This is a genomic window from Umezawaea sp., assembly GCF_057122925.1.
In genome coordinates, this window is the sequence record NZ_DBNGPQ010000128.1 from 60,869 (window position 1) to 79,431 (window position 18,563).

The 18,563-nt window shown below is 70.1% G+C and carries 15 protein-coding genes; 8 read left to right on the forward strand and 7 right to left on the reverse strand.

What is annotated here, in order from left to right; genetic code table 11:
* Nucleotides 1-87 precede the first annotated feature (87 nt).
* Entirely contained in the window at nt 88-810 is a 723-nt protein-coding gene (locus AC156L_RS29285) for a DapH/DapD/GlmU-related protein (protein ID WP_330877484.1), read from the forward strand.
* Nucleotides 811-867: 57 nt separating this feature from the next.
* Here AC156L_RS29285 and AC156L_RS29290 read toward each other — a convergent pair whose 3' ends face one another.
* Nucleotides 868-1,680 carry an HAD family hydrolase gene (locus AC156L_RS29290; RefSeq protein WP_330877485.1) on the reverse strand — a complete coding sequence of 271 codons (813 nt, stop codon included), beginning with the start codon at nt 1,678-1,680 and terminating at the stop codon, nt 868-870.
* An 80-nt stretch (nt 1,681-1,760) separates the two neighbouring features.
* Here AC156L_RS29290 and AC156L_RS29295 point away from each other — a divergent pair, with 80 nt between their 5' ends.
* On the forward strand, nt 1,761-2,663 hold the full coding sequence (locus AC156L_RS29295; protein ID WP_330877486.1) for an LLM class flavin-dependent oxidoreductase: 903 nt from the start codon (nt 1,761-1,763) through the stop codon (nt 2,661-2,663).
* Here AC156L_RS29295 and AC156L_RS29300 read toward each other — a convergent pair.
* The gene (locus tag AC156L_RS29300) at nt 2,638-4,458 is read right to left on the reverse strand and encodes a PIG-L family deacetylase (protein WP_330877487.1); all 1,821 of its coding nucleotides are present in this window, start codon (nt 4,456-4,458) and stop codon (nt 2,638-2,640) included. The genes AC156L_RS29295 and AC156L_RS29300 overlap by 26 nt on opposite strands.
* Nucleotides 4,459-4,681: 223 nt before the next feature.
* On the opposite strand from AC156L_RS29300, the gene AC156L_RS29305 reads away from it, so the two are divergent.
* From AC156L_RS29305 to AC156L_RS29330, 6 genes are all read left to right on the forward strand, one after another.
* Nucleotides 4,682-5,674, forward strand: coding sequence for a glycosyltransferase family 2 protein (locus AC156L_RS29305; RefSeq protein WP_330877488.1), 993 nt, complete (start codon nt 4,682-4,684; stop codon nt 5,672-5,674).
* Complete coding sequence (locus tag AC156L_RS29310; protein WP_330877489.1) at nt 5,671-6,078, forward strand: GtrA family protein; 408 nt, start codon at nt 5,671-5,673, stop codon at nt 6,076-6,078. Before AC156L_RS29305 ends, AC156L_RS29310 begins: the two co-directional genes overlap by 4 nt.
* Nucleotides 6,075-8,180, forward strand: a complete 2,106-nt coding sequence (locus AC156L_RS29315; protein WP_330877490.1) for a hypothetical protein — start codon at nt 6,075-6,077, stop codon at nt 8,178-8,180. The genes AC156L_RS29310 and AC156L_RS29315 overlap by 4 nt, the downstream gene beginning before the upstream one ends.
* Nucleotides 8,181-8,236: 56 nt before the next feature.
* The gene (glf, locus tag AC156L_RS29320) at nt 8,237-9,418 is read left to right on the forward strand and encodes a UDP-galactopyranose mutase (RefSeq protein ID WP_330877491.1); all 1,182 of its coding nucleotides are present in this window, start codon (nt 8,237-8,239) and stop codon (nt 9,416-9,418) included.
* A 250-nt stretch (nt 9,419-9,668) separates the two neighbouring features.
* The gene (locus AC156L_RS29325; RefSeq protein ID WP_330877492.1) at nt 9,669-11,645 is read left to right on the forward strand and encodes a glycosyltransferase; all 1,977 of its coding nucleotides are present in this window, start codon (nt 9,669-9,671) and stop codon (nt 11,643-11,645) included.
* A 99-nt stretch (nt 11,646-11,744) separates the two neighbouring features.
* Nucleotides 11,745-12,503: a class I SAM-dependent methyltransferase gene (locus tag AC156L_RS29330; RefSeq protein ID WP_330877493.1), complete on the forward strand. Its 759-nt coding sequence runs from the start codon at nt 11,745-11,747 to the stop codon at nt 12,501-12,503.
* A gap of 1 nt (nt 12,504) precedes the next feature.
* Here AC156L_RS29330 and AC156L_RS29335 read toward each other — a convergent pair whose 3' ends face one another.
* The 5 genes from AC156L_RS29335 to AC156L_RS29355 form a co-directional block, all read right to left on the reverse strand.
* On the reverse strand, nt 12,505-13,317 hold the full coding sequence (locus AC156L_RS29335; protein WP_330877494.1) for a carbohydrate ABC transporter permease: 813 nt from the start codon (nt 13,315-13,317) through the stop codon (nt 12,505-12,507).
* Nucleotides 13,314-14,198: a carbohydrate ABC transporter permease gene (locus AC156L_RS29340; RefSeq protein WP_330877495.1), complete on the reverse strand. Its 885-nt coding sequence runs from the start codon at nt 14,196-14,198 to the stop codon at nt 13,314-13,316. Before AC156L_RS29340 ends, AC156L_RS29335 begins: the two co-directional genes overlap by 4 nt.
* Nucleotides 14,195-15,451 carry an ABC transporter substrate-binding protein gene (locus AC156L_RS29345; RefSeq protein WP_330877496.1) on the reverse strand — a complete coding sequence of 419 codons (1,257 nt, stop codon included), beginning with the start codon at nt 15,449-15,451 and terminating at the stop codon, nt 14,195-14,197. The genes AC156L_RS29340 and AC156L_RS29345 overlap by 4 nt, the downstream gene beginning before the upstream one ends.
* A 60-nt stretch (nt 15,452-15,511) precedes the next feature.
* Complete coding sequence (locus tag AC156L_RS29350) at nt 15,512-17,440, reverse strand: DUF6541 family protein (protein ID WP_330877497.1); 1,929 nt, start codon at nt 17,438-17,440, stop codon at nt 15,512-15,514.
* Between the two features lie 71 nt (nt 17,441-17,511).
* Entirely contained in the window at nt 17,512-18,543 is a 1,032-nt protein-coding gene (locus AC156L_RS29355; protein ID WP_330877498.1) for a glycosyltransferase family 2 protein, read from the reverse strand.
* Between the last annotated feature and the right edge of the window lie 20 nt (nt 18,544-18,563).

Here is an 18,563-nt window from a genome sequence, read left to right on the forward strand (position 1 = left end):
GCCCCCGTGCTTTCCCGGCGCGCGGGCCGGGGCCGCCGACCGCCCCGTAAACTGGCCGACCGGCGTCGTCGGATCCCAAGGAGCAGCGTGAGTCACGTTCATCCCAGTGCCGTCATCGGTGACGGAGTAGAGCTCGGTGAGCGGGTCACCATCGGGCCGAACGCGGTCGTGCTCGGTCCCGCGAAGATCGGTGACGACTGCTGGATCGGTCCCGGCTGCGTGATCGGCACCCCGCCGGAGCTCAGCAGCGAGCCGCACAACCGCGCGTGGGACGGCGAACTCGCGCACAGCGGTGTCGAGATCGGCCCGCGCACGGTGGTGCGCGAGCTGAGCACCATCCACCAGGGCAGCTACCGCCCGACCAGGGTCGGCGCCGACTGCTGGCTGCTCAACCGCGTGTACGTCGCGCACGACGGCCAGGTCGGCGACGGCGTGACGCTGTCCGCGGGGACCAGCCTCGGCGGCCACGTCCAGATCGGCGACCGGGTCAACGTCGGGATGAACGCCGTGGTGCACCAGCGCCGCGTGATCGGACCGGGCGCGATGGTCGGCATGGGCGGCGCGGTGACCAAGGACGTGCCGCCGTTCGCCATGGCCTACGGGAACCCGGCCAGGCTGAACGGGGTGAACGCGGTCGGCATGACGCGCTCCGGCATGGGTGAGGACGTGGTGCGCCTGCTCGCCGCGGCCTACGCCGAACTGCTGGTGCCCGCCGACCTGCCGGAGGAGCTGCGGGAGGCGTTCGCCTGGTGGTTCGAGGTGAAGCCCGCGAAGCCGCTGGCGTCGAGCGAGGCTGCTCTGCCGCTGTAACCGCGCACCGACGGCGGTCCCGGTTCGCGGCACGAACCGGGACCGCCGTCGCCGCGGTCAGAACCAGCGTTCGAGCACCAGCGCCACGCCGTCCTCCACGTGCGAGGCCGTCACCTCGTCCGCCACGTCCAGCGCCTCCTGGTGCGCGTTCGCCATCGCCACCCCGTGGCCCGCCCAGGACAGCATCGGCACGTCGTTCGGCATGTCCCCGAACGCGATCACGTCCGCCGCACCCACCCCGAACCGCTCGGCCACGTCGGCCAGGCCCGAGGCCTTCGTCACGTTCGGCGCGGAGATCTCGATCAGCCCCGCGTTGCTCGAGTACGTGACCTCGACCTCGTCGCCGAGCAGCGAGGTCGCCGCCAGCGCCATCTCCGCGCTCGTCATCTTCTCGTGGCCTACCAGCAGTTTGATCGCCGGGTGCCCCAGCACCTCGGCCCTGGTCACCTCGCGGTGGTCGCTGTCGCCCCACGGGTGCCGGTAGGCGGTCTCGGCGACGAACGGCTGGACGTCGTCGTCGAGCGCCCTGGCGCCGACGCGCTCGGTCGCCACCGCGCAGCCGGGCAGCGCGGCGTCCAGCACGTTCGCGAGGTCCGCGAGCCGCACCGGGTCGAGCCCGACCTGCCACACGACGCGGTCCGCCCCGATGTCGTAGAGCACCGCGCCGTTGGCGCACACCGCGTAGCCGGTCGTCCCCGCCCCCTGCGCGACCACGGGCACCCAGCGGGGTGGGCGGCCCGTGACCAGCACGAACGGGGTGCCCGACGCGTGCACCCTGCCGATCGCGGACGCGGTTCGCCCACTCACCCGCTCGTCGAGCCCGAGCAGCGTTCCGTCAACGTCCGAGGCAACCAACCGAGGTCTCTCCACCTGCCCATAGTGCCTTGTGCGCGGGAGTGGTCGGTGAACGCCGCTTCGCCTCCCGCCGACGGTCTCGTTACTGTCTCCGGGTGCGCATTGGCATCGTGATCTTGCCCGAACACCGCTGGTGGGTGGCTGAACCGAAGTGGCGGGGAGCCGAGGAACTGGGGTTCCACCACGCGTGGACCTACGACCACCTCGGGTGGCGCAGCCTGGTCGACGGCCCGTGGTTCTCGGCGGTCCCGACCCTCACCGCCGCCGCGACGGTCACCTCGCGCATCCGCCTCGGCACCTTCGTGGCCAGCCCGAACTTCCGGCACCCCGTGCCCTTCGCGCGGGAGCTGCTGACCGTCGACGACATCTCCGACGGCCGCCTGACCCTCGGCGTCGGCGCGGGCGGCGCGGGCTACGACACCACCGTGCTGGGTGCCGAGCCGGTCACGCCGGGGGAGCGCACGGCCAGGTTCGGCGAGTTCGTCGAGCTGCTCGACCAGCTCCTGACCAGGGAGCGCACCACCTTCCGCGGGGAGCACTTCGCCGCGGAGGAGGCCCGCGGCGCGCCGGGCTGCGTGCAGCGCCCGAGGCTGCCGTTCCTGATCGCGGCCAACGGCCCCAGGGCCATGGGGATCGCCGCCCGCTACGGCACCGGGTGGGTCACCACCGGGCCGTCGACCGAGGACGTCGAAGCGTGGTGGCGCGGGGTCGCCGACGCCGCGGACAGGTTCGACGACACCCTGGCCTCGATCGGCCGGGAACGCGCGACGGCGGACCGCTACCTCAACCTCGACTCGGCGCCGGTGTACTCGCTGACCAGCGTCGAGTGCTTCCGCGACGCCGTCGGCCGCGCCCGTGGGCTGGGCTTCACCGACGCCGTCGCGCACTGGCCCCGTGCGGACGGCGTCTTCGCGGGCCGTGAGTCCGTGCTCGAACAGGTCGCGGCGGACGTCCTCCCCGAGCTGACCGGGGCTAGCCCGCCGACCGCCACCCGCTGAACTCGGCGTCGGTGCGCGCCTGCGCGTTCACCCGCAGCCGCGCGTCCGGGCCGATCGCCAGCACCATCGCGCAGGACTTCACGTCGGTCAGCACCGTCGGGTGGTCGACCGTGTCGCCGTTCATGCCGGACCACGGTTCGAACTCGCCGTCGGCCCGCTCGCGGGTGATCGCCACCTTGCCCCTGTCGTCCCGTCCGACCAGGACCAGCCTGCCGTCGCGCGACACCCCCGCGACGTCCCCGGCCCCACCGGGTCCGGGGTGGACGGTCGGTGTGGACCAGCCCGTCGCGCTCCGCCTGCTGATGGCGACCTCACCGGTGTTCGCCACCCGGTAGGCCAGCGCGTTCGAGCCGATCGCGACGGGTGCGCCCGCGGGTGCGACCGAGCCGAACGGCCGCCAGTCGCCCTGCCAGCGCACGAGCCCGTCGGTGCCCATCGCGAACAGCTCCACGCCGTCCGGTCCGCTCACCGCGGCGAGCCCGTCGCGGAACCCGGACCCGCCGAGGTCGGTCCACCCGTCCGGCCACGAGCCGGACCGCTCCTGCTCCAGCCTGCTGACCCCGCCCCTGCCGTTGAGCACGAACGCCGCCAGCCGCCCGTCGGCCAGCGCGACGACCGTCGGCGCGGACACCCCGTCGCTGCCGTCCGGGCTGCCGAGGTCGGTCCACCGGCCTCCGCGCCAGCACGCGATCGTGTCGTCGTCCCGCCGGAGACCGCAGGCCTCCAGGCCGTTGCGGCCGGTGGCGACGGCCACACCCGGCGCGAGCGGCCCGCCGGGGTCGCCGAGGTCCGCGTGCTGCCACGACTCGCCGCTCCAGGCCCGCAGCCCGCCCGCGAGCACGGCGAACGCCCACGGTGTGCCGTGCTCGTCACGGCCTGCCCAGGACACCCCGCGCGGCCACCGCTTGTACGTCCGGCGCGGCCAGTTGTCGTAGCTGACCTGCTTGCCCAGCAGCGGGTCGTGGGCCGTGTAGCGCTTGAAGTCGGCGAGCTTCTGCCGCTGCTGGGCGGGGTCGAGGTTCACCGGCGACTGCTCGATGTTGTAGTCGCGGTAGCCGATCTCGACGAACACCGGCCGACGCGCCGAGTCGCGGTAGTTCCGCGCCGCGGCCTCGGTGAACTTGGCCGTCATCAGGTGGTCGGGGTGGTCGTAGAACGGCTTCCAGTGCGGGTAGTCCTTGCGCGGCTCGGAGTCCTGCGTGCGCACGACGGTCGGCTGGAACCGCTCCATCAGCGTCTGGAGCACGTCCAGCAGGTCGTACCGGCGGTACGAGGAGGGCTTCGCCACCAGCGAGCCGCGCGGCTGCACCGCGGTGACCCGCACCGACTCGTTCCGGTCGGACCACAGCCTGCGCAGCGCGTGCAGACCGCCGGGCGTGCGGGTGCCGTCCTCCGGCAGGTTCACGAAGATCAGCTTGATGGACGGGCGGGCGCGCAGCGAGTACTGCTCGACCTGGTGGTCCGCGTCGATCCGCAGCGGCTCGCCGATCCAGTCGTCGGCCACGTCCGCCATTGCCGCGTAGGCCGCCCGAACCCCCGCCTGCCTGCTCGCCATGTACTCGGCGGGGTCCGAGGCGTTGGCCTCCCCGGCGGTCAGGAACACTGTCACCACGGCCCGTTCGGCGCGCACGTCGTCGCGCAGGTCCGGGTTCATGAACAGCAGGTCGTCGTCCTGGTGGGCGACTACCTGGAGCGACAACGGGCTGGAACCGCGCGGGGGCTCACCGGGCCTCGGCGCGCACGCCAGCAAGAAGACCGTGAGGATCAACGCGACGAACACCCTGAGTCGTGGCACGGCGTTCACGAGGGCGAACTGTCGTTGGAGAACACACGTCCGCCCTGGTGGTGCCGTGGTGAAGCGAGGGGCAACAGGCCGCCCGCGTGACTGCGCGTAGTTTATCCGTTGAGACGACGGTGGATCCACACAGGTGTGAGCCGAGGTGGGTTGGGCAACGCACACGTCTTCCCAGACGTCCTGGGAGGTTGGTGGGTTGCACGAACCGACCGGAAAGGAACCCATGCGTTTGTCGGTCGTCATCCCGTGCTTCAACGAGGAGCGCGGTCTGGCACAGCTGCACGAGGAGCTCAGCCGGGTGCTGCCGGAGGTCGCCGAGGACTTCGAGGTCATCCTCGTCGACGACGGCAGCGCCGACGGCACGCTGCGGGAGCTGCGTGCGCTCGCGGAGTCGGACCCCCGGTTCACCTACCTGGCGCTGAGCCGGAACTTCGGCAAGGAAGCCGCGATGCTGGCCGGTCTGAGCCAGGCGCACGGCGAGGTCGTGGCGATCATGGACGCCGACCTCCAGCACCCGCCCGAGCTGCTCGGGCAGATGACGTCGCTGCTGTCCAAGGGCTACGACCAGGTCGTGGCCCGGCGGACGAGGCACGGCGAGCCGGTGCTGCGGAAGATGGTCTCCAAGCTCTACTACCGCGTGATCAACAAGGTGGTGGACGTCGAGCTGGAGGACGGTGTCGGCGACTTCCGCGTGCTGACCAGGCGCGCGGTGCAGGCGCTGCTGTCGCTGGGTGAGTACAACCGGTTCTCCAAGGGCCTGTTCGCCTGGATCGGCTTCGACACCGCGGTCGTCGACTACGAGAACGTGCTCCGCCAGGCGGGCGACAGCGCGTGGACCTTCCGCAAGCTGCTCAACTACGGCATCGACGGCGTCGTGTCGTTCAACAACCGCCCGCTGCGCCTGGCCATCTACCTCGGTGGGCTGGTGACAGCGTTGTCATTCGGCTACGCCGCGTGGCTGCTCGTCTACGCGCTGCGCGTGGGCGTCGCCGTGCCCGGCTACCTGACCCTGATGTGCGGCGTGCTCGGCCTCGGCGGCCTCCAGCTGCTGTTCCTCGGCGTGATCGGCGAGTACCTCGGCCGGATCTACTACGAGTCCAAGCAGCGGCCGCACTTCCTGGTGAAGGAGTCGAGCGGTGCGCGCCCGGTGCCGGTGACCGTGCCGCTGGGTCGGGAGACCGCCGGTGGCCAGTTCCTGGAGCGGTCGGCGCCGTGAACTGGAAGTCCACCCTGGGGAGGATCGTCCGGTTCGGCCTGGTCGGCGTCGTCAACACCGCCGTCTACTACGGGCTGTACCTGCTGTTCAAGCTCGCCCTGCCCTACCTGGCGGCCCACGTGCTCGCGTTCTGCCTGGCGATGATCGGGTCCTACTTCCTGAGCTGCTACTTCACCTTCCGCACCCGTCCGACGTGGAAGAAGTTCCTGCTCTTCCCCCTGTCCAACGCCACCAACTTCGTCATCAGCACGGCAGGCCTCTACCTGCTCGTCGGCTGGTTCGGGATGAACCAGCAGATCGCGCCGCTGGTCGCCGCCGCGGCCGCGATCCCGCTCACCTTCGTGGTGGCCCAGTTCGTCCTCATCGACCGCAGCGTCGAAGTCGAAAGAGAGCTCAAGCCTTGATCTCGGCAGCCCGCAGGCCGCTCCACGGTGGGGTGGTCGCCTCCGGCGTGTGCCTCGTGGTCGTCCTGCTCGCCCAGCTCCCGTTCCTGCGCAACCGGTTCTTCTACGTCTGGGACGACAGCTCGGCGCAGTTCCTCCCCTCGTGGCACTACCTGGGTCAGCAGTTCGTCGCCGGTGACTGGCCGAAGCTGATGTCACCGGACAACTGGGTCGGCGGCAACTTCGCCGGTGAGGCCCTCTTCGGCCTGTGGAACCCGGTCAACGTCGCCAACTACGTGCTGGTCTCGCGGTTCGACGACCTCGCCCTCGCCGCGCTCGTGGTGAAGACCGAGTTCCTGACGCTGCTCGCGCTCGGCACGTACCTGCTGGTCAGGGAGTACGGCGCGGGACGCGGCGCCGCCGCTGTCATCGCCGTCGCGCTCCCCTTCGGCGGGTTCACCCTCTACTACGACGCGGGGTCGTGGGCCGCCGGTCTGATGGCCTTCGCCTGGATCCCGTTCACCTGGTGGTCCGCCCGCCGGGTGGCCAGGGGCGCGGGCAGCCCGCTGTGGCCGTTCCTCTTCGGCGCGCTGGCGGTGACGACCGGCAACCCGTACGGCCTGCTCGGCGTGTGCGCGGTGCTGTTCGCGCTGCTGGTCGAGTCGTGGTTCGCCCGAGACCGGGCGGCCGTGGTCAGGGTGTTCGTCGTCGGTGTGCTGGTCGGGCTGGTCGTGCCGCTGGTCTACCTGCCCCTGCTCGGCACCTCGTCGGTGACGGACCGGGCCGGTCAGGGCTTCGCCAGCACCGGGCTGCTGGTGCCCGCGCTGTCGGACTTCCTGAGCATGAGCACACCGAGCCACCTGCCTGCGATCTGGACGTTCGCCAACCCCCTCCGGCTCAGCGTGCCGGGCGTGTACTTCGCCTGGTTCGTCGTGCCCCTGCTGCCCTGGCTGGACTGGGGCGTGCTGCGCCGCCGGTGGCGGGAGCTGCTCGGGGTCTTCGTCGTGATGGGCGGCTACCTGCTGTTCGCGATCGGGCCGTCGAACCTGTGGATGTTCCGGTTCCCGCTGCGCCACGTCGAGGTGATCTTCCTCGCCGTCGGGGTCGTGTTCGCCGTGCTGCTGAGCGGCGGACTGCGCACCGACCGGGTGCGGGCCAGGGCGCTGATCACGGCGGGCGTGCTGCTGTTCACCGGCTACCTGAGCTTCGCGGCGGACTCGTGGGGCTGGAAGCGGCACGCGGTGTCGCTCGCCCTGCTCGCCGTCGGCACGGTCCTCGCGGTGCGGCTGGCCCGCGGGCGGGGGCTGTTCGTCGTGCTCGTGGCGGGCGTCGCCGCCGCGCTGGCGCTCCAGACCGCGTGGTACCCCAAGAACGCCGACGTGGCCGACTACGGGCTGCCGAGCACGGTCTCCGAGCGGCGCGCGATGCACGACTACCAGGGCACGACCTTCCAGGTGGGCTCGGTCGTCATCGGCAACAACGGCCTGCTGCTCGACGCGCACATGGTCAGCTCGTACACCGGCATGGGCAACCGGAAGTTCAACCAGGCCACCTGCCTGAACTACGAGGGCACCACGTGCCCGCAGTCGCTGGACAAGCTGCTCAAGCCGACCGACCTGGCCGGTCAGACCCTGCTCGACCTGCTGAGGGTGGAGACGGTCGTCGTGCAGCGCGCGGTGAACGGCAGCCCGCCGGTCCCGCCGGGTTGGGAGGTCACCGAGCGCAACGATCGCATCACGGTCCTGCGGCGCGGCACCCCGCTGCCGTGGCCGGGTGGACGGATCGGCTGGACCGACGTGCAGGTCTCCTCGGACACCTCTACGGACCGTCGCGAAACCGTCCGGTTCACCGGTTCGGGCACGCTCGCGTTCGCCCGGTTGAACTGGCCCGGTTACCGTGCGGAGGTGGATGGCAAGCCCGTCGACGTGCGCGAAGGACCGGCCGGTCTGGTTCTGGTCGACGTCCGCGACGGCGGCGAGCTGACCCTCACCTGGAGCGCGCCCGGCCTCGTCCCCGGTCTGGTCGCCGCGGTGGTCGGCCTGCTCGGAGCGGTCGGGTTCAGCGTGCTCGTGGTGATCCGCCGCCGCCGGGTCGCGGACGTTTCCGCTGATCAAGCGTCGTGAGGGGAAGGCAGGGCCGAGTGGGGACCGCGGTGGGCGCACCGCTATCCTCGGGCGCCGTGAGCTTCGCTGGTTATGACCTCGTCGTTGTCGGTTCCGGATTCTTCGGCCTCACGGTTGCCGAGCGCACCGCGACCCAGCTGAACAAGCGGGTCCTGGTGCTCGAACGCCGCGAGCACATTGGTGGCAACGCCTACTCGGAGGCGGAGCCGGAGACGGGCATCGAGGTGCACCGCTACGGCGCGCACCTGTTCCACACCTCCAACAAGCGGGTGTGGGAGTACGTCAACCAGTTCACCGAGTTCACCGGGTACCAGCACCGCGTGTTCGCGAAGTACCAGGACCAGGTCTACTCGTTCCCGATGAACCTGGCGCTCATCAACCAGTTCTTCGGCAAGTCCCACACGCCGGACGAGGCGCGCGCGCTCATCGCGAAGCTCGCGAGCGAGATCGAGACCGCCGACGCGCAGAACCTGGAGGAGAAGGCGATCTCGCTGATCGGCCGTCCCCTCTACGAGGCGTTCATCCGCGGCTACACGGCCAAGCAGTGGCAGACGGACCCGAAGAACCTGCCCGCGGCCAACATCACCCGGCTGCCGGTGCGCTACAACTTCGAGAACCGCTACTTCAACGACGACTTCGAGGGCCTGCCCGTCGACGGCTACACCGCGTGGCTGGAGAAGATGGCGGAGCACGAGAACATCGAGGTCCGGCTGAACACCGACTACTTCGACGTCAAGGACGAGATCCCCGCCGGGACCCCGGTCGTCTACACCGGTCCGCTGGACCACTACTTCGACTACTCCGAGGGCCGCCTGGGCTGGCGCACCCTGGACTTCGAGCGCGAGGTCGTCGCCACGGGCGACTTCCAGGGCACCTCCGTCATGAACTACAACGACGAAGAGGTCCCCTACACGCGCATCCACGAGTTCCGGCACTTCCACCCGGAGCGGGACTACCCGAAGGACAAGACGGTCATCGTCCGGGAGTACTCGCGCTTCGCCAAGGAGGACGACGAGCCGTACTACCCGATCAACACCGCCGAGGACCGCGTCATGCTGGAGCGGTACCGCGAGCTGGCGAAGGTCGAGGCGGCGGAGCGCAACGTGCTGTTCGGCGGTCGGCTGGGCACCTACCAGTACCTCGACATGCACATGGCCATCGGTGCCGCGCTGAGCACGTTCGACAACAAGATCGCGCCGCACCTGACCGAGGGCAAGCCGATCGACGGCAGCATCTGATCAAGACCCGATGGTGATCGCCCGGTGGGACGCAGGTTTCCCGCCGGGCGATCACCGTTTGTGAACACCGTGGAACGCAAAGCGCCCGAACGGGCGTTGAACGGGCTCGTAGGTAGTATGAGGACAACGCCGCCGCACCTGATCCACGACTCGTGGCGTTCGCGGTGCGGCGAAGCACGCCATGACCCCACGTCGAACGTTCGATTCTGAACCCGAAACCGCGTTGATGGCGGTTCGCCGGAGGAAGCACGTGACCGAGCAGGCCAAGGCCGTTAGCGCCGCCGCCCCGAAGATCGAGACGACCGCTCCGGACAACAAGGTCAGCGACGTGGCTTCGGTCCGCGTCGGGGCCAAAGGAGCGGGCTTCAACCCCAACCAGGTGTTGCAGCGGGTGATCCTGCCCCGCGACGAGGACCCGCTCGACGTGCGTCCGCTGTACCTGGACGAGCCCGCGAACGTGCACAGCCACGTCGTGTCGCGCCGATCCGTGACGGTCCCCGCCTCCGCGAAGGTGTCGTTCGCGTCGTACTTCAACGCGTTCCCGGCCAGCTACTGGAAGCGCTGGACGACCGTCGAGGAGGTCGTGCTGCGCCTGGCCGTGCGCGGCTCCGGCCGCGTCGACGTGTACCGCTCCAAGCCCAGCGGCGACCACATCCACCTCGAGGGCCACGCCGTGCGCAGCCCGAAGGCGTGGACGAACCTGGAACTGCGCGTCAGCCTCAAGCCGTTCGAGGACGGCGGCTGGATCTGGTTCGACGTGTTCACCGACGACACGCCGCTGGAGATCAAGGAAGCGGCCTGGACGACGGACACGCCGCTGCCCGAGCAGAAGGTCGCCATCGGCATGACGACCATGCGCCCGATCGACGCGGTCATCGCGCTGCGGGCGCTCGGCGAGGACCCCGCGGTCCTCGACGTCGTGCAGAAGGTGTTCGTCGCCGACCAGGGCGCGGTCAAGGTCAAGGACACCCAGGGCTACGCGGAGGCGCGCAAGCTCCTCGGCGACAAACTGGAGATCATCGAGCAGGAGAACCTCGGCGGTTCGGGTGGCTTCACCCGCGGCCTGTACGAGGCGATCGAGCACACCGACGTCGCCCAGATCATGCTCATGGACGACGACATCCGCCTTGAGCCGGACGCCGTGCTGCGCTCCAACGCGTTCGCCCGCGCCTGCGCCCAGCCGGTCATCGTCGGCAGCCACATGCTGAACCTCCAGGCCCGCGCCCGGCTGCACAGCTTCGGCGAGGTCGTCGACCTGGCGACCTGCAACTGGCGCGCGGCGCCCGGCGCGGTCACCGACCACGACTTCGCCACCGACACGCTGCGCGAGACCGAAGAGCTGCACCTGCGCATCAACTCCACCTACAACGGCTGGTGGATGTGCCTGTTCCCGCGCGAGGTCGTGCAGCGCACCGGCTACCCGCTGCCGCTCTTCATCAAGTGGGACGACGCCGAGTACTCGCTGCGCGCCCTGGAACGCGGCTTCCCGACGGTGTCGCTGCCCGGTTCCGCCGTGTGGCACATGCCGTGGACGGACAAGAACGACGCCACCGACTGGCAGGCGTACTTCCACACGCGCAACCGCCTGGTCATGGCGGCGCTGCACAGCCCGTACGACATCCGCTCGACGCTGCTGAAGCAGGGCCTCAAGCTGACCCTGCGGCACCTGCTGTCGATGGAGTACTCGACGGTCGCCGTGCAGCAGAAGGCCATCGAGGACTTCCTCGCGGGCCCGAGCAAGCTGTTCGACTCGCTGCGCACCGCGCTGCCGGAGATCCAGCAGATGCGCAAGCAGTACACCGACGCCCAGATCCTCACGTCGGCCCGCGAGTTCCCGCCGCCCACCTACGACATGGTGCGCGCCGAGCAGATGCTGAAGCCGCCGGTCAACCCCGCCGTCATCGCGGCGAAGGCGTCCAAGGCCCTGCTGCACAACCTGCGCGACCCCGAGGGCTCCACCGCCGACCGCCCGCAGATCAACGTGCCCGCGACCAACGCCCGCTGGTTCCTCCTCGGCAACCTGGACAGCGCGACCGTGTCCAACGCCGACGGCAGCGGTGTCGCGTTCCGCAAGCGCGACCCCAAGGAGTTCCGCCAGCTCATGGCGCGCTCCGCCCGCAACTACCGCAGGCTCGCGCAGGAGTGGCCGCGGATGAAGAAGGTCTACCGCGACGCCCTCCCGGAGCTCACCTCCGTCGAGTCGTGGCGCAAGATCTTCGAGAACTGACGCCGTACCGCTGACACCGACCATCCCCGCGACTCGACGAGTCGCGGGGATGGTCTCGTTCGAGGGCAACCCGTCGACGTGGTTCGGCGTGCTGTGCGCATGGGGGACAAGAAGCGAGCTGATTTCTACGACGGTCCGGCCCACGACTACCTGCGGTACTGGGACGGGCGCGACTACGAGCAGGCCGCGGAGGAGGTGGCCGTGCGGCGGCTGCTCAGGGGCAGGCACTTCGGTCGCGCGGTCGACGTCGGTGGGGGCTACGGCAGGCTGTGCGTGCTGCTCGGGGAGTTCGCGGACCGGGTGACCCTGGCCGAGCCCAGCGAGCGCCAGCTGGAGGTCGCGGAGCACTTCCTCGGCGTGGACCCGTCCATCGACCGGGTCCGGACGCAGGCCGACGACCTGGTGTTCGAGGACGGGTCGTTCGACCTGGTGACGATGATCCGGGTGTCGCACCACCTGCCGGAACCGACGGCGGAGTTCGCCGAGATCAGCCGCGTGCTCGAGCCGGGGGGCACCGCGGTCGTGGAGGTCGCGAACCTCGCGCACGGGCTGAACAGGCTCAGGTACCTGCTGCGCCGCGAGCCGGTGCCGACCGAGCCGGTCGACATCCGGTCGGCGGAGAACCGCCACGACGACGAGATCCCGTTCGTCAACCACAACCCGCGCGTCGTGATCGAGCAGCTCGCCGCCGCGGGCCTGCGGACCGAACGCGTGCTGTCCGTGTCGAACCTGCGCAGCCCCACCCTGAAGAGGCTGCTGCCGCACCGGCTTCGCGTGGCGCTGGAAGGCCTCCTGCAACCGGTGCTCGCCAAGGTCTACTTCGGACCGAGCGTCTTCCTGCTGCTGCGCAAGGGATGAGTCAGCCCTTGATCCCGGTCTCGGTCACACCGCGCACCAGGAACCGTTGCAGCACCAGGAACACGACCACCAGCGGCGTGATGGAGACGGCGGCGGCGAGGAACAGCTCGTGCACGTTGATGCTCTGCGCGGTGAGGAACACCGACAGCGCGACCTGCACGGTCCACGCGTCCTGGTCCTGAGCGATCACCAGGGGCCAGAGGAACTGGTTCCAGCTCGTCATGAACGCGATCACGCCGAGCGCGGCGAAGAAGCCGAGCGAGTTCGGCACCACCACCCGCCAGTAGGTGCCCCAGTGGCCGAGGCCGTCGATCCTGGCGGCCTCCTCCAACTCCCTCGGGAAGTTCCGGAAGTACTGCCGGAACAGGAAGGCGGTGAACCCGCTGAACAGGCCGGGGATCACCAGCCCGCGCAGGTCGCTGACCCAGCCCAGCGTCGAGACGACCACGAACGTCGGCACGAACGTCACCGCCGCCGGGATCATCAGCGTCGCGACGACGGCGTAGAACACCTTGTTCGCGTGGCGGTACGGGATGCGCGCCAGCCCGTACCCCGCGAGCGAGCAGAACAGCAGCTGGCCCGCGGTCTGGAGCACGGCGACCACCGTCGAGTTCACCATGCTGCGCAGGATCGGCACCGCAGGATCGTTGAACAGCTCGGTGAAGTTCTCCCAGCGCGGCCGTTCCGGGAACAGCCGCCAGTCGCGCGAGGCGATCTCCGCCTCCGTCGCCAGCCCGTTGCGGACGATCAGGTAGAACGGCAGCAGGAACACCACCGCGAGCACGCCCAGGGCCAGGTACCGCAGCGCCTTCACTTGAGGATCACCTTGCCCTGCAACAGGGTCACCGCGGCGATCAGCAGCGCCAGCAGCACCGCTCCCGCGCCGCCGTGGCCGAAGTCCTGGCCGCCGCTGCCGAGCGACGTGTAGTACAGGTACACCAGCGGCGGCCTGGCGAACGGCGGGTAGCCCTGCGCGCTGCCGAGCACGTTGTAGAACTCGTCGAACGCCTGGTAGGCCGCGATCAGGTTGAGCAGCAGCACCGCGACCGACGTCGTCCGCAGCTGCGGCAGCGTGATGTGGCGCAGCGTCTGCCACCCCGGCTTCGCGCCGTCGATCCACGCCGCTTCGTACAGGTGCCTCGGGATCCGCTGGAGCCCGGCGAGGAACAGGATCAGGTAGAAGCCGACCTGGAGCCACAGCCGCAGAGTGACGAGCACCAGCCAGTACCACGGCGGGTCGGTCGAACCGATCCACGCGACCGGGTCGACGCCGAACCAGCCGAGCACGGTGTTCGCCAGGCCGTAGCGGACGCCGTTGAAGATCGACAGCTTCCACACCAGCGACGCCACCACGTACGAGCACGCGGCGGGCAGGAAGAACACGGACCGGAAGAACGCCTGCATGAACGTGATCCCGTTGACCAGCAGCGCCAGCCCCAGCGACAGCACGAACGTCAGCGGCACGATGAACAGCGCGAACAGGGTGAACGTGCCGAGGCTCCGCAGGAACGGCCCGTCGGAGAGCATGTCGACGTAGTTCGACAGCCCCACGAAGTCCGTCGGCGTGACCGTGTTGCGGGCGTCGAAGAACGACAGCACCACGCTCCAGCCGATCGGCAGGTAGACGAACGCCAGCAGACCCAGTGCGAACGGCCCGACGAACAGCCAGAACGCGCGGGTGTCCGCCCGCCTCATCCGTACAGGCGCTTGAGCTCGTCCCGTGCCTTCTGGGCGGCGGCCTTCAGCTCGGTGCCGGGGTCGGCGCCCTCGCGGACCGCCCGCGACACCGCGTCGTTGAACGCCGTGCTCATCGACGGGATCCAGTCCGGCGGGTTGGACGACTTCGCGTTGTCCTGCACGAACTTCACCGCGTCGGCAGCGGCCCCCCTGGTCAGCTTGTCCGCCTTCTCCGCCAGGCTCTGCCGCGGCGGGATGTGGAACCCGTAGGACAGGTTGAAGTCCTCCTGGAAGTCGGTGCGGTCGATCCACAGCCACTTGACGAACGCCTTCGCCTCCTCGACGTGCTTGCTCTTGGCGTTGACCATGGCCCCGTAGGCGCCGACCGGCACCGAGGGCCGCCCGCCGTCGTCGAGCTTCGGCCAGGGCAGCACCCCGAAGTCGTCGCCCAGCGCCTGCTGCACCGCGGGCACGGTCCACAGCCCGGTCCACTGCATCGCGACCAGGCCCTGCGTGAACGCGTCCGGCTCGGCCCAGTCCTTGACCGCCCCCTGGAGCATCGCGCCGCTCGCGTACAGCTCCCGCAGCTTGCCGATCGCGGTGGCCGCCTGCGGCTCGTCGAACCCGACCTCGTGCTCGGGCGTCACGTAGTCGAGCCCCACCGACCACAGCGACGGCCCGCCCAGCACCCCCACACCACCGTCGTTGCCCGCGAACAGGCCCTTCACCCCACCGGTCGTCAGCCGCTTCGCCGCGTCGATCAGCTCGTCCACCGTGGACGGCGGCTTCACGCCCGCCTGCTCGAACATGCTCTTGCGGTAGAACAGCATCTGCATGTCCACTGCCTGCGGGATGCCGAACACCTGACCGTCGATGGTGTGCCCGTCGAGGATCGTGGCGGTGAAGTCGTCCCTGACCCCACCGATCAGGTCGTCCAGCGGCACGAGCTGGCCCGCGCGGACCGCGCTGATCTGCAACGTGGACTCGAAGACGTCCGGCCCGCCGTCGGACAGCAGGCTGGTGGCCAGCTTCGAGTCGTAGTCGCCGGGGTTCCACTGCACCCGCACGCTTGCCTGGTCGTAGGCCTTCGCGTACCGCTCGACCGCTTCCTGGACGCCCGCTTCGCCGTAGGCGTGGTACCACTGCCGCAACTCCTGGCCCCCACCACCGCCCCGGCCCGTGTTGGAGCCGCAGGCGGCGAGCAGGCTCGCCAGCGCGGCCGCTCCGGTGGCGCTCAGGACAGTGCGACGGCTGATCTCCCCTGGGTTCACACGTTCCGTACTACTCCCACTCCGCTGTGTGCACAAATGGTATTGATCCGTGGGACGAACTCACGCGAGCGCGGTCCAGTCGACCTCGTAGAGGGTGAGGTCCGGATTGCTGTAGCGGACGCGCAGCGCGGGCACCCCGCTGAGCCCGATGAGCCCCGGCGACCGCCGGAACCCGTCCATGAAACCGGTCGTCACGACGGCGTAGCGGATGTTGAGGTCGCGGACGACCTGGCCGACCTCGTGGTCGGTGTCGAGCCGGTTGAAGCGCTCCAGGAGCAGCTTCCGGCGCGGGCTGAGCGTGGCCGGGTTCGGGTAGTGGCCGATGATCGGCTCCGCGCCGCTGAGCGCGTAGGTCCAGACCGTGCCGTCCACGCCGTCGTTCATCACGCGCTCACCCGGCCGCACCACGGTGCCCAGTTCCACCAGGCCCGCGCGTTCCTGGTCGGACACGACGGACCCGGAGAAGTCCCACTGCATCCGCTGTCCGTTGCGCTCCGCGTAGCCGCCGGTCTGCACCAGGTAGCCCGCGGCCAGGAGGGCGCCGACCACCGCCAGCGCACCGAGCGACTCCCGCCGCAGGCGGGCGATCCGGCGTGCCGCGGCCTGGAACGCCCAGCCCGCGGCGATGGTCGCGGGCAGGACGAGCACCGCGACCAGGCGCCACCGGTCGTTCCACCAGGGCGCCGTGATGGCGGTCGACCACGGCGTGTCCAACGCCGCCGCCACCACGAACAGGCAGAGGAAGACCAGGTAGCCCACCAGCAGCCAACGCCACGCGGCGACCTTGACCAGCAGGTGCGCGCCGACCAGGGTGATCGCGGCGAGCAGCCACTGCGGCCAGTTCGCGTCGTGGCCGAGCAGCAGCGCGTCGCCGAACGCCTTCGACGACGTCGTCACGGCAGGCCAGTTGTAGGCGGCGGTCCGGCCCGCCATCGTCAGCGCGCCGAGGAGGTAGACGCCGGACAGGACGAGGGCGACCACCGCGAGGACCGCGAGCCGGGGCAGGTCCCGGCGCAGGAACCGCGACGGGGCCTGGACCGCCCGCTGCACGAGGTAGCAGAGCCCGAGGGCGGCACCGACGAAGGCCATGGCCGAGTGGGTCGCGACGAGCGCGACGGTGCCCAGCGCGACGAGCACGCCGATCCGGTCGAAGCCGCTGTCGAGCCAGCGGACGAGCAGCGCGAGGAACGGCAGCACCAACGACAACCCGGCCGCGTACGGGTAGAGCTGCCCCCACTGCCACAGGTCGAACGGGTACGAGGCGAACGAGGTCGACACCAGTGCCGACGCGGCGGCCAGGCCCGCACTGCCGTGCAGCGCCTTGACGATCGCGATCGTGCCGAGCGGCACGCCCAGCGCGGCGGTCACCAGCATGCCGCTGTTCATCACGGTCGCGACGGAGTCGCCGGACAACCGGTAGGCCAGCGCCTCGAACGCGTGGTAGGCGTTGGGGTAGAACGCGCCGTTCGGCGAGTCCGGCACGTCGATCCAGCCGAACGCCCGGTTGCTGGAGTTGCCCGTCTCGGCGATGAAGCGGATGCCGTTGGCGTGGTACGGCGCGTCCCAGCCCTGCGGCAGGGAACCCAGCCCGAAGGTGCCGGTGCGGATCGTCAGCGCGGCCACGCCCGCCGCGATCACCACGGCGGCGACCGCGGTGACCGTGCCCGCCCGCGACCACTCGGCGGTGTTCGGCAGTGCCGGGGCCAGGCCGCGACGGCGCAGCAGGACCACGACACCGGCCGCCGCGGCGCACGCGAGCAGCGTCCAGCCGAGGAAGAACCACGTGCTCCAGCCGAGGCCGATCGCGGGCGCGAGCGGTGCGCCGAGCCCGACCAGCCCCATCGTGACGACGGGTGCCGTGCCCGCGAGCAGCCAACCCCGCAGGCCGAGCACGGCCCCCAGGAGCGAGCCGGGGGTCCACAGCAGGACGGCCGTGACGACGAGGAGGAGGACCGTCGACGAGCGGAACTCCAACAACGTGTCGAGCACGACGCCCCCTGGCCTGGCTCAGCAAACGGTGGTGCGCCCCCGGTCGGAGCGCACCACCGGGTGGGAAGGACTCAGGATCGGCCCGCTGCCGTGCGCCTGCCGTTCAGGTTGGCCAGGTCCTCCATGTCGAAGGACGCCGCGGAGGGCGGGTTGACGTCGCGGACCGAGCGCGTCACGTACAGCGGGCGCTTGCGGGCGTCGTCACCCGCCCGGTACACGTACTGGCCGAGCATGCCGACGCAGCCGATCTGCACGCCGCCGACGAACAGCACGGCCCCGATGATCAGGCCGAGCGTGCTCGGCGCGGACAGCGTCACCAGCCCGATGACCAGCATCACCAGCGCGACCAGCAGACCGAGACCGGTGAACAGCGTGCCGAGCACCAGCATCAGCATGACCGGCATCGCGGAGAACTCGACGAACGAGTCGAACACCAGCTTGATCTTCTTGCTGGTGGTCCACTTGCTGTCGTTGGCGAGCCGCGGCTTCTGCTCGAACGCGACCGTCGTCTGGCGGAAGCCGGACCACGCGACGAGCGCGAGGATGTTCCGGTTCAGCTCCGGCATGGCGTTCACGACGTCGAGCACCGGCCTGCCGACCAGCATCTGCGACGGGCCTTCCTTGGGGAAGGTCGACGGCAGGTCGGCGTGCTTGGCGAAGAAGTCGTTGAACTTCAGCGCGAGCTTGTTGGCGATGCCCTTGGGCACCGAGCGCGTCGCGCGGATGGCCCACACGATGTCGTGGCCCGCACGCCACTCGTCCAGGAAGCGGTCGATGACGTCGATCGGCTCCTGGAGGTCCGCGCTGAGCGTGATGGCGCAGTCGCCGCGGCACAGCGCGAAACCGGCGCTCAGACCCGCGTGCGAGCCGAAGTTGCGGGAGAACGAGGCCACGCGGGCCACGTCGTCCTCGCCCAGCGCGGCGATGAACAGGTCTGCGGTGTTGTCCGTGGAACCGTCGTCGATGAGCACGATCTCGAAGTCCACGTCGGGCTGGGAGCGCCGGATCTCGTGGAACAGCGCCACGGTGCCGGTCACGTTCGGTGCCTCGTCGTAGGCGGGCACGATGATGGAGACCAGCGGGCGGCGTGATGGATCGGTCATGTCTACCTTCGATTCTCGTT